This window comes from Psychrobacillus sp. FSL H8-0484 (assembly GCF_038005325.1).
Taxonomy (GTDB): Bacteria; Bacillota; Bacilli; order Bacillales_A; family Planococcaceae; genus Psychrobacillus.
The window spans coordinates 523,806-538,419 of sequence record NZ_JBBOSZ010000001.1 but is presented as its reverse complement, the minus strand read 5'-3'; the positions used below and the strand labels follow the sequence as shown (position 1 = coordinate 538,419).

The following is a 14,614-nucleotide window of genomic DNA, read 5'->3' as shown; positions in this document are numbered from 1 at the left end:
TATTCCTTATAAGCAATAATTAAATATCAATACAATTCACATGCAAAAAGGTTGTCCTGCAATACAAGGACAACTTTTTTAAATAGAGACTTTCCACTCTAGTGATACCTCCTCTATTGTTTAAACGTTATTGGGACGAATTTACTTCTCTTTCTTATTCCACTGGATGGTTTTTATATTTCTTCCTCAGCAATGGTATTCCTGACAGAAACAATAAAAGCAACGTGATAATTAATGCACTGTAAAATATGTCCAACCATTTGACACAGATAGTAAATAATTTAAATCCCCATCAAGACCATTTTAAATATCGGTCTCATCTATATCTTCTCTCGAAAGTTAAAACTGATTAAAGCAAATGATTATAAATTAGATTTTGAATAAGTGAATAGTGCCAGGTATCCGAACTATCCCTAGTGTCGGTTCCTGGCACCCAAAACTTATTTGGCATTCTCATCTGGTTGGTGAATACCAATAATATTTCCTTCTGAATCCGTAAAATATCCTTGCCAAGCCATTCCTGGTAATGCATGTTTAGGAACGGAAACTGTGCCGCCATGAGCTATAATTGCTGTTTCTGTCGCATCATAATCTTCCACTTGCATCGTGCAGACAAATGCATTCATACTTTGTCCACTTTCAGGTGATGGTGTTCTCCGCTGCATTAAAGCACCATCAATTCCCGTTTCCTCTTTGTTCCCTGTAATAGCTCCGAAATAGGGTGTTCCTACAAAGTCGCTCCAATCTTCAAACCGCCAACCAAAAACTTCCCCATAAAATTTCTTAGCTCGTTCCATCTCATCTACATGAATTTCAAAATGTACAACTCTACCCATCTAAGAACCTCTTTTCTAAAATTATTAGAATCACATACTATTTGATTATGCCATATTTTCTGAATTTTCACGAAGTATATTTCATCAAATAAATTTTGAATAATAAAAGACTGCCTTCTAAGCTAGAAAATACTTAGGAGGAAGTCTTTATTCTTAATGATAAAATTCTTCTGGTATCGCACCAATTGTCCGGCGATGGTATAGAAGCGGTTCTTTATCTTCATTTTGGATATTTACCACTTCCCCAATAATCGTCGTGTGGTCACCAGCATCAATTCGGCTAAATACTTTGCATTGTAAAGTAGCTAACGTACCTGCAAGTACTGGTAAATCTAATTCCGACTTTATCCAGACACACTTACTGAAACGATCTTCTATTTTGCTTGAGAATAATGTACATAGATCACCTTGATCCGCTGCTAAAATGTTTACAGTAAATTTGTCTACTTTAAAAAATTCTTCGTACGAATACACACGCTTATCAATAGACCATAATATAAGTAGTGGTTCTAGAGAAACCGATGCAAAAGAATTTACTGTCAGCCCCATCGGCTTCCCTTCTTGGTTAAATGCTGTTACAACCGTAACACCTGTAGGATAATTGCCCATTGCCGCTTTAAAACTCGCTACTTGTTCGATTTTATTTTCCATATGAGCACCTTCCGTTCTCTTTTTCTTTCATCATAACAAACACATCTCATTCTTTCACACTTTTGGATTTTTATTTTGTTTAAAACATCACGTTTTGGGGTAAAGATAAATGTATCACAAAACTGGAGGGATTTTAATGACAGTCAAATTAACTGTAGAAAATGCCGTACAGGCGAAACAAGAAATCGAGAAACTAGAGACGCAAGGATATTCAAAAGATCACATCCATATCTTCGCTCATTTTAAAGAACGAGCTGACGACATCAACGATGCTTTGGATACTTCAGATGTCGGAATAATGGAACAAGGATTTCTTCAATCTATGAAAAATATGTTCACTTCTCGTGGAGACGAACTTCGCAACAAAATGGAAGCTGCGGGACTTACCAAACAAGAAGCTGCAGCTGCAGAAGAAGAACTTGATAAAGGCAAATTAATTATTATTGCCCATAACAAAAAAACGTAACTAGTACCATTTCCCATTCCCCTTTCTTGAGGGAATGGGATTTTTAATTGTATTTTCCACACACTTCATGCACAATTATAAGAACGAATGTTTTATTATGTGAATAATAGACCTACTTTTCCAGAAGGTGCCTTGAACGCAATTCATGCATGATTATGTCTATCAATGGTAAGAATTGTGGCCGAGAAAGGCCGTTATATGTAACAGCCAAGTGAGTCAGTCCCCCATTGAATTATAGCGTTGGAGGACTGATCTTACATGGACCAAGAAAGTAACTTAGATAATCTTGCGACGCTTTAACCTGGTTTTCAAATTAATAATAGAATGATTCATTGCAGAACATTTGATAAGCAATATACTATTCTCATCCAATATCTTCTCTAAAAATAAATAAACTCCATGGATGTCAGGAAAAGAGTAGACTTCACCAGATAGTCCTTCCTTTTGAGCTTGTTTTCCCATCTCGGCTGCCAAAGAACCAACTGTAATTAATACGTCTACTCCATTTTCCGCAATCATCTCACCTACTTGACGATGAAGATCAAGGCTTAGTTCACCTAAAGCATTAATATCGCCAATAAGGGCAATCCTTTTTCTCCCCCGTGATATCCCATTCAATACCTGAAATGCAGCCTTTAGAGAAATAGGATTTGAATTCCAAGTATCATCCACAATGATACATTTTCCCATTCCTATGCTACATTCAAGATGAGCAGGTAAGTTGCGAAAAGACTTTATCCGTTTTACTACTTCTTCTATACTAATTCCCATTTCATATACTGCTGCAAAGGCAGCCAGTGCATTTAGAACTTGATGCTGCCCATAACCGGGCACAAAAGCGGGATAAGTTTTTTCTCTAAATGTAAGTACAAACTCCATTCCGTTATTGCCGTATTGAACATTAGTTGCTCTAAAATCTGCACGATGAGTTATACCAAAAGTCAGCACCTTTCCTTGTAAATTCTCTAATCCAATTTTTTGTGTATTCTCATCATCAGCGTTAATGATAAGAGTGCCTTTTTGCCCTACTGCTTGAACCATTTCCGCTTTTGCTTGAAGATAAGCTTCCGGTGTTTTGCATCCATCAAGATGAGTAACGCCTATATTTGTGATAATACCAATCGTTGGCTTAAAGTACCGTGAAGCGAGCAGCACATCTCCTGGGCTCCCTACTGCCGATTCAAACACAGCAGCATCTGTGTTTTTATTAATAGATAGCAAATAGGTTAGATGCTGGGTCCTTGAGTTTGCTGATGTTTTGGTACCAGTGACATTACGGTCAAAAGCAAGGATATGTTTAATCATATCCTTCGTTGTCGTTTTTCCGCTTGTCCCTGTTACAGAAACAACGGGAATAGAAAATTGGTTTCTATAAAACTTAACGAACATCCAAAATGCCTTCTCGATGTCTTGAACCTTGATAACAGTACACTTTTCAATATTCTTTAATCTATCATAAGCTTCATCTGTTACGACTACGCAAGGTACTGACTGGGCGATTTTCTCCCAATCAATTTGCCATTTCTGTTTTAAGAAAAGTAGTTTATTAGGCCCCATCTTTTGATAGAGATGAATAATATCGTTAACCATGAAGTCATCCGATCCTTGAATTAATTGTCCTCTCACAATTTGTCGTATATTTTTCACTGACATTGGCTTCATTCTTTGTTTCCTCCAATTCTTTTAATAACTTTATATTATGTCGAATATGAGCTTTTTGCTTGTGTATAAGCCTTCACTACAGGACTCAAACATAATAAAGTTAATAAGAACTCTCAGAAATCAGAAATAGAAGCTGTTTTGAATCTCCGTTGCTAGACAACTTGAAATTTGATTTATAAACATCACTCCAGAAGTGTAAAGTACCTACCAGCGTTGCATAGACGTATGTTTGGAACCACTCTACATTTATGCGATAATAGAAGTATAAGAATGATATTTTTTTCGCACGAACGAAAGAGGTGGCATCATGAAACCAGTAATCCTAGCCGAAAAACCTAGCCAGGCAAAAGCTTATGCCGATGCTTTTTCTGTTAAACGCCATGAAGGTTACATAGAAATACTACCTTCTCCTACTTTCCCGGAAGGCGCCTATATTACTTGGGGGATTGGACATCTAGTAGAGTTAAAAGAACCAAAAACTTACGATCCGAAGTGGAATAAATGGTCTCTTACTAGCTTGCCAATCTTGCCAGATCGATATGAATTTCAGATTGCAAAGGGAAAGTTCAAACAGTTTAGCATTGTAAAGAATCTGATGAAGAGTACAGATACAATCATTAATGCATGTGACGTGGACCGTGAAGGATCGAATATCTTCTATAGTATATACAACCAAACAGGTGCAAGAGGACAAACGATTAAACGACTGTGGATAAATTCTTTGGAAGTTGAAGAAGTGAGAAAAGGATTTGCTAATTTACAAGATAATAGAAAAGATCTCCTATTGTATGAGGAAGCAAAAGCACGACAAATTAGCGATTGGCTTGTTGGTATGAATGGTTCACGCTTGTATTCTCTTTTATTGCAAGGACAGGGAATTAAAGAAGTTTTTCCTATTGGTCGTGTGCAGTCACCGACTATTTATCTTATTTATGAACGTCAAATGGAGATCGAAACCTTTGTTTCGGAGCCTTTCTTTGAAATTGAAGCAACATTTACAGCAGAAAAAGGGACTTATAATGGAAAAGCGAAAGCGAAGGAGTCAAAAAGGGAAATCATTCAAGCGCTTCTCGCTAAACATGTGATTCAACCAAATTCACCTGGGGTGATTACCTCTCTAGAGAAGTTGGATAAACGGATTCCTCCTCCACAACTTCACTCTTTATCGACTTTGCAGGCAACTGCAAATAGACTATGGAAAACGAGTCCGGCGGATGTATTGAAGACGATGCAAGGTCTTTATGAAAAGAAGCTTGTTTCTTACCCACGTACCGATTCTCGATATATAACACCAAGTGAGTTTTCTTATATCGCTGGACAAGTAGGAGATTATCAGCAGCTTATTAATCACCCTTTCCCTGTTGCTTCACTTGCTCCCAAAAAGCGATACGTTGACAGTTCAAAGGTTCAAGAGCATTACGCAATTATACCGACGAAAAAAATTCCATCACAAGCTGTACTCACTAAGCTGTCGAGTATCGAAAGAAATCTCTATGAAGAAGTTGTCCGAACGACACTTGCTATGTTTCATTCCGATTATTTATATACTGAAACGAAAGTAACGACCGACGTAAATGGACTACCTTTCTTCACAACTGGCAAGACCGAACGCGATAAAGGTTGGAAAGCATTATTTGTCCGTTCTTCTATAGAAAAGGAAAAAGATGAACCTTCTCTTCCACCTTTATTGGAACAGGAAAAAGTCGAGAGTGATATTAGGATTAAGGAAGGAAAAACAGTTCCTCCTAAACCTTATACAGAAGGTCAACTCATTGCCATGATGAAAACATGTGGAAAACTTGTGGAGGATAAAGGCGAGACAGAGATTCTTAAAGAAATAGAAGGACTTGGGACAGAAGCAACCCGAAGTGGAATTATTGAAACAATAAAACGTCATGAGTATATACAAGTGAACAAAAATATTGTGTCTATTACCGATAAAGGTCGTGTTCTTTGCCAAGCAATTGAAGGAAATCTTCTAGCTAGCCCATCTATGACTGCAAAATGGGAAACTTATTTGCGTAAAATTGGCAATGGCGAAGGATCCCAAGAGCGTTTTCTCGGAAGCATTGCAAAGTTCCTTCATAGTTTAATAGAAGAGGTTCCCAATCAATTAAAAACTAAAAATATTAATATACAGCTACCTCCAAAAGCAGCTAGTTCAAAGTATGCGAAATACAAACAAGAGCCAATTGCACCTTGTCCAAAATGTGGACAAGGCTCTATAGTTGCAAGAAAAAATTTCTATGGATGCACGAATTATAAAAATGGATGCACTCAAACGTTTAATGGCTTCTTTTTAAAGAAAAAAATTACCCCGAGTCAGATTAAACTTCTCTGTACAAAGGGTAAAACGAATACTATTAAAGGCTTTGAAGCTGAAAATGGACAGAAATTTGATGCTAGTCTAGCACTAGAAGAAGGAAAATTGAAGTTAGAGTTTAAAGAGTGAAACATTTCCAATAATATCAATTCTATACCATTACTTGCGATTTAAAATATTGATCTTGTGATTCGATGTAACTATCTTGCGATTTGAGCTGTTGACCTTGCGATTCTGGTTCTCTATCTTGCGATTTACCTAGTTTTATTTGCGATTCAATGAAAATCTCTCCCCCAAAAAACAAAGCTGTCCTTTAGCTAAAAAGGACAGCTTGTTTCATTCAAACGGGTAAGCATGAACAACTGTGTCCATGCCATAAGCTTTTCAGCCAGCCGAACCTCCTAGCATTATTGAACTTCGGATTAAACGATAACACTCTATGATATCATTACTGTTAAAGGAAATAGTAAGAGGTTCAATTCTTTTAACAAAAGGCAATATCTCAACAACATCAGCAAGCCCAGTATGTAAAAATTCTACTTTTACTGTATAAGGGGGCTCTATTGAGAAAGGTTTAATTTGCTCATAATGTAAGATTGCTTTTTTTGTACCTTCTTTAATTAACTCTCTTGCTTCAACCGGATGTAAATTTAAAGCTGTGGTACGATTAATCGTTTGCTTAACAATTGAATGATTAATATTAGGTATACATTCTTCCGCTTCTTTAATAGCTAGATTACATCCTGAAACAAAAATAACGGGAACATTGAAATATCCCGCAACAAGGGCATTTAACCCAAACTCGCCAAATTCTATCCCATTTATTTCTATCGACTTTACAATTTTACCATTAAAAGTATGATTTAGAATCCCATTTTGGCCCATTTTCGTATGATAACCGATAAAAAGTGCAGCATCAAATTCAGAACTTATCCCTTCCATCATAGCTAACTTTTTAGGGGAACCTAGAATAAGTTCAGATTTAGGATGTAATTTTTCATGATAAATATTACGCATCGTTCCGTGGGAGTCATTTACTACTACTCTCTTAGCCCCCACTTCCAATGCTCCGACAATGCAAGCATTTACTTCCTCAGTCATTAACAACCTAGCATAATCATGTTCTTTTCCATCGCGTGATGTATGCTCACTATGTACTACCCCTGAAACTCCTTCAATGTCAGCTGAAATATAAATATTCATCTTTTCTCCTTATCTTCAATTTTTTCTTAGTACAATTTATTCACCCATACACTTTTCATTTCAAGTATAAAAGTTAACTTAGTAATAAGAAGTTAAATAAATTGCTTAAATTTTTCATACAAAGCTAAACTTAGTTCTCCTGAATATCCATCATTTATTTTTGTTCCATCTACATTCACAATGGGCAAGATTTCATTAGTAGTACTGGTTATGAAAACTTCATCCGCTTGTAATAATTCGGTAGATGTAATATGTTTTTCTATAAAATCAATTTGAAGTAAACTTGCAATTTTTTTTACCGCAGCACGCGTGATACCAGGCAATATTTGCTTTGAAAGTGGAGTAGTATAAATTTTTTTATCGATAATTATATACACATTGGAACTGGTTCCTTCCGTTACGAATCCATTCCTAATTAGAATTGCCTCATAGCAGCCAGATTCATGTGCAGTTTGCTTTGCTAGAATATTGGGAAGAAGATTTAATGATTTTATATGGCAGTTTAGCCATCGTTCATCTTCGTGAAATATTGCATTTACACCCATTTTTCGGACTGTATCCTCCATAACTTTCATAGGTCTAACTGTCATGGAAATGGAGACTGGTGTATCTGGAAATAAATGCTTTCTAGTAGCAATTCCTCTAGTCATTTGAAAATATATATCAAAGTCAAACATATCAGTATTTTCAATTGCTTTCGTAATGATATCTTCAATATCTTCCAAAGATTTATTAACATTTAGTTTAATAGAACTGGCACTGCTTAATAATCTTTGTATATGCTCTTTCAACATGAATGGCTTCCGGTTATACACCCTAATTACTTCATAAACCCCGTCTCCGAATTGATGACCTCTCTCATCAATTAGAATAACTGCTTTATCGACAGGAATAAATTCACCATTAAAATATCCAATACTCATTTTGCATTCTCCTATGATAAATTATTACTGCTAAACCTTTCGTTACGATTCCTGTGTAATTATCACAGAGTATTCAAATATTGTTGTGATGCTTCAAAAAAACTTCTCCTTTATCTGACAGCTTAGCTCCTCCTCTTCCTTGTCGAGCATTTATTAATCCTAATTCTTGTAATACCTCTATACGGAGTCTTATCTGCTGATCAGATAAATGGATTCCTTTACTACGCAATTTCATATTCACTTTTGTCCGACCAAAAGATTCAAAATTTTTCTTTCCTTCATTATAAATAGTTAAAATTTCCATACTTTCTTCTAAAAAACCATGTTCTTCAATTTTATCAATGATGGATATAATCTCCTGATCAGTTAAACTTAATTCATTATCCAATCGATTATTGTCGTTTAAATAATTATTTTTCTGTTGCATTAATGATTTTTCATAGTGAAAATTTTGCTTGGCATATAACTTTTCTGCTAAGGATAATTGGGACTTTATAAATCTATTCATTAATGCATACGTATCACTATCCATATTTAAGAGACTGGCTATTTTTAAAACTGTTTGGAAGTCCAATGTTCTTGGACCGATATCAATTACACTTTCAAATTGTTTAGGAACTAGCTCCATTTCTCCTGGAGTGACAATAACATCCATGTCAGAGGGAAAAGATTGCACCAAATCGTATGCAATATACTCATGTTCGAAATAAATATTTTCTAGTGAGATTGCTGTTTCTTCCGCATGCTCAGCAGTATCGTTAATCACGAGAATTTGGCGTCCCTTTGGAAGTTTAAGCAACTCTTTTGTACCTACTATATTTACTTCTCTTTTCGCTACAATAATCGGACAAGAGGTTGGAATAAATGGTCTAGTAATACCTTTTAAGTCGTCCTTGGATAAAACTACAATATCTTGTTCGGAAATAATATTCATTGTTAATTGTTGTATAGTCAGTGCCGATAACTCTATCTTGTCGCCAAGAATCTCCAACAATTGATAGGCGATTATATTTAAATAACTCTCTTGCCTAGAGATAACGTGGACTTTTCTTTTCAATTTATCCATTTTAAATACCATGCAATTCTTCTGCAAAATGACAAGCTACAAAATGTCCTTCTTCGACTTCTCTGAACTCAGGAACACGCTCTTTACATTCTTGTTGTGCAAATGGACATCGAGTGTGAAATGTACACCCGGAAGGTGGATTAGCCGGACTTGGTATATCCCCTTTTAAAATAATTCTTTCTCTTTTTAAAGAGGGATCAGGAATTGGTACGGCACTTAATAATGCTTTTGTATATGGATGCAAAGGATCTGTAAACAATTTGTCTCTGCTTGCCAGCTCTACAAACCTGCCTAAATACATGACTCCTACTCTATCAGAGATATGTTCAACCACACTTAAATCATGAGCAATGAACACGTAGGTTAATTTGAATTGATCCTGCAAATCTTTTAACAAGTTAAGTATTTGGGATTGAATAGAAACATCAAGAGCCGAAACAGGTTCATCAGCAATAATCAGCTTCGGATGCACAGCAAGAGCTCTAGCAATACCTATCCGCTGGCGTTGCCCCCCACTAAACTCATGTGGATAACGATCTGAATGGTATTTATTTAATCCTACTACTTCAAGTAATTCTTCTATCCTTTCAGCTCGCTTTTCTTTACTATAGTTATGTACGATTAGCGGCTCTTCAATTATTTCTTTTATTGTTAGACGAGGATTAAGAGAGGCATATGGATCTTGGAATATCATCTGAAACTCTTTTCGATAAGGACGAATCTGATCATCATTTAAATCAGTAATATCTTTTCCTTCAAATAAGATTCTACCTTCAGTTGGTTCTAGTAACTTCATTAATACTCTGCCAGTTGTTGATTTTCCACATCCGCTTTCTCCAACAATACTAAGAGTTTCTCCCTCTTTTACAAAGAATGATACTCCATCAACTGCTTTGACAAATTCTTGTTCTTTTTTAAATAGACTCTTCTTTAGAGGAAAATACTTCTTAACGTTCTGCACTTCTAACAAGTTCTGTGTCATTTTGAGAAACCCCCTCATTTAGCCAACATTTAGAAGAATGTTTAAATGAAACTTCTTTTAACTCAGGCTCTTTTTCCCAACATATATCCATTGCAAATTTACACCTAGGAGCAAACTTACAGCCCTCAGGCATCTGAGACGGAATAGGAACGTTTCCTGGAATAGACTGTAAACGGTCCATTCTTACTCCAATCTTCGGAATAGATTCCAATAGGCCTTGTGTATATGGATGTTTAGGATTTGTAAATATGGAATGAACGTCACTTTCTTCTACTGCACGGCCTGCGTACATAACAACAACCCGATCACACATTTCTGCTACTACTCCTAAATCATGTGTAATTAGCAGAATTGCAGTGTCAGATCTCTTTGATAAGTTTCTCATTAAATCTAAAATTTGCGCTTGTATTGTCACATCTAGTGCAGTAGTAGGCTCATCTGCTATCAAAACTTTGGGATTACAGGCCATAGCCATAGCGATCATTACCCGTTGCCTCATTCCACCTGAAAGTTGATGAGGATATTCATGTACTATCTTTTCAGGCCTTGAAATCCCTACAGATGTCAACATTTCAATAGCACGTTCTCTTGCTTGTTTTTTTGAAAACTTTAAATGTAAAATAATCGCTTCTTCCAATTGACGTCCAATTTTATATACAGGATTCAATGAAGTCATCGGTTCTTGAAATATCATTGCAATGTCGTTTCCACGAATTTTGCGCATTTCATTTTCACTAGCTTTTGCAAGATCTTTGCCCTCATACAGAATTTCTCCACCTGCAATTTTCCCAGATGTGTCTTTAAATAATCCCATAATAGATAAAGACGTTACACTTTTACCACTTCCAGATTCGCCAACGATTCCAAGAGTTTCTCCTTTGGCAACCTCAAATGAAACTCCATCTACCGCTTTAACTACGCCAGAATCACTTGTAAAGTGAGTTTGCAAATTATTTACTTTAAGTATTGCTTGTTCCATTAAGCCAACTCCTCTCCAAACAGTTAATCTTTTAATTTTGGATCGAGAGCATCTCGCAATCCATCCCCTAGTAAATTAAAGGCAAGCACTGTAATAAAAATAGCTAATCCTGGAAATATAGTTACATGAGGTGCGATATTTAAATAATCCCTACCTCCACTTAACATTGCTCCCCATTCTGGTGAAGGCGGTTGTGCTCCTAATCCAAGAAAGCTTAAACTTGCTGCAGTTAATATGGCTGAACCAATTCTCATTGTAAAATAAACTATCACGCTTGAAAGAGTACCAGGAAAAATATGTTTCCAAATAATACGTTTTGGTTTTGCTCCAATAGACTTCGTTGCCTCTACGTATAATGTCGACTTCACAGCAAGTGTGGAGCTTCTTACAATTCGTGCAAAGACTGGGATACTGAAAATTGCTACTGCAATAATAACGTTGCCTAATCCTGGACCTAATATTGCAATAATTCCAATTGCCAATAAAATCCCAGGAAAAGCAAATAATACATCACAAATTCTCATGATTATACGGTCAATCCATTTGCCATAATATCCTGCTATTATTCCTAAAAAAGTACCTCCAATTGCTCCTAATAACACGGAAGTTAACCCGACATATAAGGATATTTGTGTACCTGCTATAATTCGACTAAATATATCCCGTCCATAAGCATCTGTTCCGGCCCAATGTGTTGCAGAAGGCCCCGATAGAACATTTTCATAATCAGGCTCTGCAATATCGTAAGGGACAATGAACGGTCCGATAAGAGCTAATAATATAAGAAAGATAACAAAAAAGAATGAGATGAACGCAAGCTTTTGCTTTTTGAATTTTCTCCAAAACTCTGAAATGGGTGTTCTTACCGCACTTTTTTCCAAAGTCCTTTGTAAATATTCTTCTTTTTTTGACAGTTTTACTTCAACCATTTTGACCCCCCTTACTCATAACGAATTTGTGGATTTAAGATACCGTACAACAAATCAACAATTAAATTTATTAATATGAATTCTAAAGCAAAGATGAGCATTTCCGCTTGGATTACTGGGTAGTCACGATATGCAACTGAATCAATTAATAATTTCCCAAGACCAGGCCAACTAAAGACTGTCTCAATAACTACTGATCCACCTAGGAGAAAGCCAAATTGTAAACCAGTCATGGTAACAACAGGTATCATTGCATTCCGTAGGCCATGGCCCCATGTAACTTTATGTTCACTAAGCCCTTTAGATCTTCCCGTTCTAATATAATCCTCTTTCAAAACATCCATAAGGGAGGATCTTGTAAAACGAGCTACTACTGCAGCAACCCCTGTTCCCAAGGTGAATGCAGGTAAAATATAACTTTTCCACGATTCAATCCCTCCCGTAGGGAACCAGCCTAATGTAACTGCAAATAGCTGAATAAGCATTAAACCAAGCCAAAAGGAAGGTAAGGATAACCCAGATACTGCACCAAACATCCCCAAATAATCTTGCCATTTATTTCTTTTAGTTGCGGATATAACTCCAATCAATAACCCAATCGCAACTGCCCAGACCATACTCCATAGAGTTAACCAGAAGGTAGGCATAAATCTTTCACCAATTTCTTCACTCACTGGTCTATTAGTCTTTAACGATGTTCCTAAATCTCCTTGGAACAAGTTTGTTATATAAGAAACGTATTGCTCTATCATTGGCTTATCTAAACCTAATTCTTTTCTTACCATTTCAACATCTTCAATGGTTGCATCTGGACCTGCAACAAGTCGTGCCGGATCTCCCGGTATCATATGTACAAATAGAAAAATAAAGATAGATACTAAAAACAATATCGGAATTATTTCGAGTATTCTTTTTATAAGGAAACCAAACAATCTATCCACCCCTTTGTGAAAAATAGAGCGCTATATTTTAAATATAGCGCTCTATTCGGTATTTTTTACTCAATCTCAATATCTGTAACACTTAGAGAACCATCTGGTAACAGATAAACTCCCTTTAAATAATTTTTCTTTCCAGCCATCGTATTATCTGCAGATAGAAAAACCCAAGGAGCATCTTTCCAAATCTTTTCTTGCGCTACCTTATATGCTTCTGCACGTTTCTCGGAATCTGCAGTTTGTAACGCTACTTGAATCTGATCGTTTACTTCTTCATTGTTAAAGTAAGAGATATTATAAGAAGCCGGAGGGAATGCTTCTTCACCGCCTAACAGTGGACGAATTCCCCAATCAGCATCACCTGTTGATGGAGACCAACCGCCATAGTACAGCTCTAGTTCAGCATCATCTGCATTTTGTACAGACCAAATTTTGTCTGATAAAGTACCTGATTCCATAGGAACAACTTCTACTTCCACATTAACCGCCGCCAATTGTTGTTGAATGAATTCCATGGCCTTTATTGCACTTGAACTGTTACCGCCCCATAACTTCGCTTTAAAACCGTTTTCGTATCCAGCTTCTTTAAGCAAGCTTTTCGCTTTCTCCACATCATATGAATAGAGGTCTTGTTTTTCATAATACTGAACATTAGGAGCAATAATTGAATCTAATATATTTCCGTGATTATTCATTACCACTTTAATAAAAGCTTCTTTGTTGATAGCATAGTTTAATGCTTCTCTCACTTTTATATTGTCATATGGTGCTTTTAATGTATTCATAGCCATATATCGAACAATAATAGAAGGTTTACTTTCTACTTCAATACCATTCTTGCCATTTATACTATCCGCTTGTTCAGTTGGAACTGGGAAGATAAAGTCCGCCTCTCCTGTTTGGAGCATAGCAATTCTTGAGCCATTTTCTGATACAGGTTTAAAAGTGATAGAGTCTACTTTTGGTAACCCTTCTTGCCAATACTCTTCGTTCTTTACAACTTCTAAACCTTCACTAGGTTTCCATTCGACGAATTTAAATGGTCCAGTACCAACTGGATTTCTAGCAACCTCATCCCCAAACTCCTCTAATGCTTTTGGGCTATGAATTAGTCCAGCAGGATGAGCAAACGTATTTATCATTGCCCCAAATGGCTCTGATAAAGTAAACTTGACTTCAAACTCGCTGATAACTTCTGTTTTTTCGATTAAACTATAAAGACTATGTCTTTTTAAACCACTATCCGGATCTGCAAGTCTATCAAAATTTATTTTTACTGCTTCTGCATTAAATGGAGTACCATCATGAAATTTAACGTTTTGACGTAGTTTAAATATAAACTCCGTAGCAGCGTCATTTGCCGAATACTCTTCTGCTAATACCGGGATAACTTTCATGTCTTTATCAAAACCAACGAGCCCTTCAAGCATGGTCTTTTGAGCCGACCCTGACAAAGTGTCATTAGTATCATGTGGATCCATTCCAGTAAAATTGTCCGCTACTGCTATAACAATATCTTTACCTTCTTTTGTTGCTTTTTCCGAACCTTTCCCTTTATCATCTTGTCCACTTGAATCACTAGAGCATCCAACTAAAGCTAATACCATTGTCAAAACAAGTAAAGATAGTAAACGATGTACTTTTTTCATTCATTAT

At 36.2% G+C, this 14,614-nt stretch carries 13 protein-coding genes; 2 read left to right on the top strand and 11 right to left on the bottom strand.

What is annotated here, in order from left to right:
* Positions 1–440: 440 nt before the first annotated feature.
* Together MHH81_RS02580 and MHH81_RS02575 are read right to left on the bottom strand one after the other, a co-directional pair.
* Positions 441–836, bottom strand: coding sequence for a VOC family protein (locus MHH81_RS02580; protein ID WP_340917531.1), 396 nt, complete (start codon positions 834–836; stop codon positions 441–443).
* A 153-nt stretch (positions 837–989) separates the two neighbouring features.
* On the bottom strand, positions 990–1,487 hold the full coding sequence (locus MHH81_RS02575) for a flavin reductase family protein (RefSeq protein ID WP_340917529.1): 498 nt from the start codon (positions 1,485–1,487) through the stop codon (positions 990–992).
* A gap of 136 nt (positions 1,488–1,623) precedes the next feature.
* On the opposite strand from MHH81_RS02575, the gene MHH81_RS02570 reads away from it, so the two are divergent.
* On the top strand, positions 1,624–1,953 hold the full coding sequence (locus tag MHH81_RS02570; RefSeq protein WP_340917527.1) for a general stress protein: 330 nt from the start codon (positions 1,624–1,626) through the stop codon (positions 1,951–1,953).
* 276 nt (positions 1,954–2,229) lie between these two features.
* Here the strand turns inward: MHH81_RS02570 and MHH81_RS02565 are convergent, their stop codons facing one another.
* Entirely contained in the window at positions 2,230–3,615 is a 1,386-nt protein-coding gene (locus MHH81_RS02565; RefSeq protein ID WP_340917524.1) for a UDP-N-acetylmuramoyl-tripeptide--D-alanyl-D-alanine ligase, read from the bottom strand.
* 307 nt (positions 3,616–3,922) lie between these two features.
* Between MHH81_RS02565 and MHH81_RS02560 the strand changes: the two genes are divergently transcribed.
* On the top strand, positions 3,923–6,067 hold the full coding sequence (locus MHH81_RS02560) for a type IA DNA topoisomerase (RefSeq protein WP_340917522.1): 2,145 nt from the start codon (positions 3,923–3,925) through the stop codon (positions 6,065–6,067).
* Positions 6,068–6,322: 255 nt separating this feature from the next.
* On the opposite strand, the gene MHH81_RS02555 is transcribed toward MHH81_RS02560, so the two are convergent.
* The 8 genes from MHH81_RS02555 to MHH81_RS02520 form a co-directional block, all read right to left on the bottom strand.
* Positions 6,323–7,141 carry a M55 family metallopeptidase gene (locus MHH81_RS02555; RefSeq protein WP_340917520.1) on the bottom strand — a complete coding sequence of 273 codons (819 nt, stop codon included), beginning with the start codon at positions 7,139–7,141 and terminating at the stop codon, positions 6,323–6,325.
* A gap of 92 nt (positions 7,142–7,233) precedes the next feature.
* Positions 7,234–8,064, bottom strand: coding sequence for a D-amino-acid transaminase (gene dat, locus MHH81_RS02550; protein WP_340917518.1), 831 nt, complete (start codon positions 8,062–8,064; stop codon positions 7,234–7,236).
* 73 nt (positions 8,065–8,137) lie between these two features.
* On the bottom strand, positions 8,138–9,142 hold the full coding sequence (locus tag MHH81_RS02545) for a winged-helix domain-containing protein (RefSeq protein WP_340917516.1): 1,005 nt from the start codon (positions 9,140–9,142) through the stop codon (positions 8,138–8,140).
* On the bottom strand, positions 9,132–10,112 hold the full coding sequence (locus tag MHH81_RS02540; protein WP_340917514.1) for an ABC transporter ATP-binding protein: 981 nt from the start codon (positions 10,110–10,112) through the stop codon (positions 9,132–9,134). Before MHH81_RS02540 ends, MHH81_RS02545 begins: the two co-directional genes overlap by 11 nt.
* A complete protein-coding gene (locus MHH81_RS02535) occupies positions 10,078–11,091 on the bottom strand; it encodes an ABC transporter ATP-binding protein (protein WP_340917512.1) in 1,014 nt (337 codons plus the stop codon). The genes MHH81_RS02540 and MHH81_RS02535 overlap by 35 nt, the downstream gene beginning before the upstream one ends.
* Positions 11,092–11,114: 23 nt before the next feature.
* A complete protein-coding gene (locus tag MHH81_RS02530; protein ID WP_340917509.1) occupies positions 11,115–12,020 on the bottom strand; it encodes an ABC transporter permease subunit in 906 nt (301 codons plus the stop codon).
* A gap of 11 nt (positions 12,021–12,031) precedes the next feature.
* On the bottom strand, positions 12,032–12,952 hold the full coding sequence (gsiC, locus tag MHH81_RS02525; RefSeq protein ID WP_340917507.1) for a glutathione ABC transporter permease GsiC: 921 nt from the start codon (positions 12,950–12,952) through the stop codon (positions 12,032–12,034).
* A 65-nt stretch (positions 12,953–13,017) separates the two neighbouring features.
* Complete coding sequence (locus MHH81_RS02520; protein WP_340917504.1) at positions 13,018–14,607, bottom strand: glutathione ABC transporter substrate-binding protein; 1,590 nt, start codon at positions 14,605–14,607, stop codon at positions 13,018–13,020.
* Positions 14,608–14,614 lie beyond the last annotated feature (7 nt).

Bases quoted from the DNA above. Each gene is read 5' to 3' on its own strand.
- MHH81_RS02580 (WP_340917531.1), bottom strand. From the start codon at position 836: ATGGGTAGAGTTGTACATTTTGAAATTCATGTAGATGAGATGGAACGA.
- MHH81_RS02575 (WP_340917529.1), bottom strand. From the start codon at position 1,487: ATGGAAAATAAAATCGAACAAGTAGCGAGTTTTAAAGCGGCAATGGGC.
- MHH81_RS02570 (WP_340917527.1), top strand. From the start codon at position 1,624: ATGACAGTCAAATTAACTGTAGAAAATGCCGTACAGGCGAAACAAGAA.
- MHH81_RS02565 (WP_340917524.1), bottom strand. From the start codon at position 3,615: ATGAAGCCAATGTCAGTGAAAAATATACGACAAATTGTGAGAGGACAA.
- MHH81_RS02560 (WP_340917522.1), top strand. From the start codon at position 3,923: ATGAAACCAGTAATCCTAGCCGAAAAACCTAGCCAGGCAAAAGCTTAT.
- MHH81_RS02555 (WP_340917520.1), bottom strand. From the start codon at position 7,141: ATGAATATTTATATTTCAGCTGACATTGAAGGAGTTTCAGGGGTAGTA.
- dat (WP_340917518.1), bottom strand. From the start codon at position 8,064: ATGAGTATTGGATATTTTAATGGTGAATTTATTCCTGTCGATAAAGCA.
- MHH81_RS02545 (WP_340917516.1), bottom strand. From the start codon at position 9,142: ATGGTATTTAAAATGGATAAATTGAAAAGAAAAGTCCACGTTATCTCT.
- MHH81_RS02540 (WP_340917514.1), bottom strand. From the start codon at position 10,112: ATGACACAGAACTTGTTAGAAGTGCAGAACGTTAAGAAGTATTTTCCT.
- MHH81_RS02535 (WP_340917512.1), bottom strand. From the start codon at position 11,091: ATGGAACAAGCAATACTTAAAGTAAATAATTTGCAAACTCACTTTACA.
- MHH81_RS02530 (WP_340917509.1), bottom strand. From the start codon at position 12,020: ATGGTTGAAGTAAAACTGTCAAAAAAAGAAGAATATTTACAAAGGACT.
- MHH81_RS02520 (WP_340917504.1), bottom strand. From the start codon at position 14,607: ATGAAAAAAGTACATCGTTTACTATCTTTACTTGTTTTGACAATGGTA.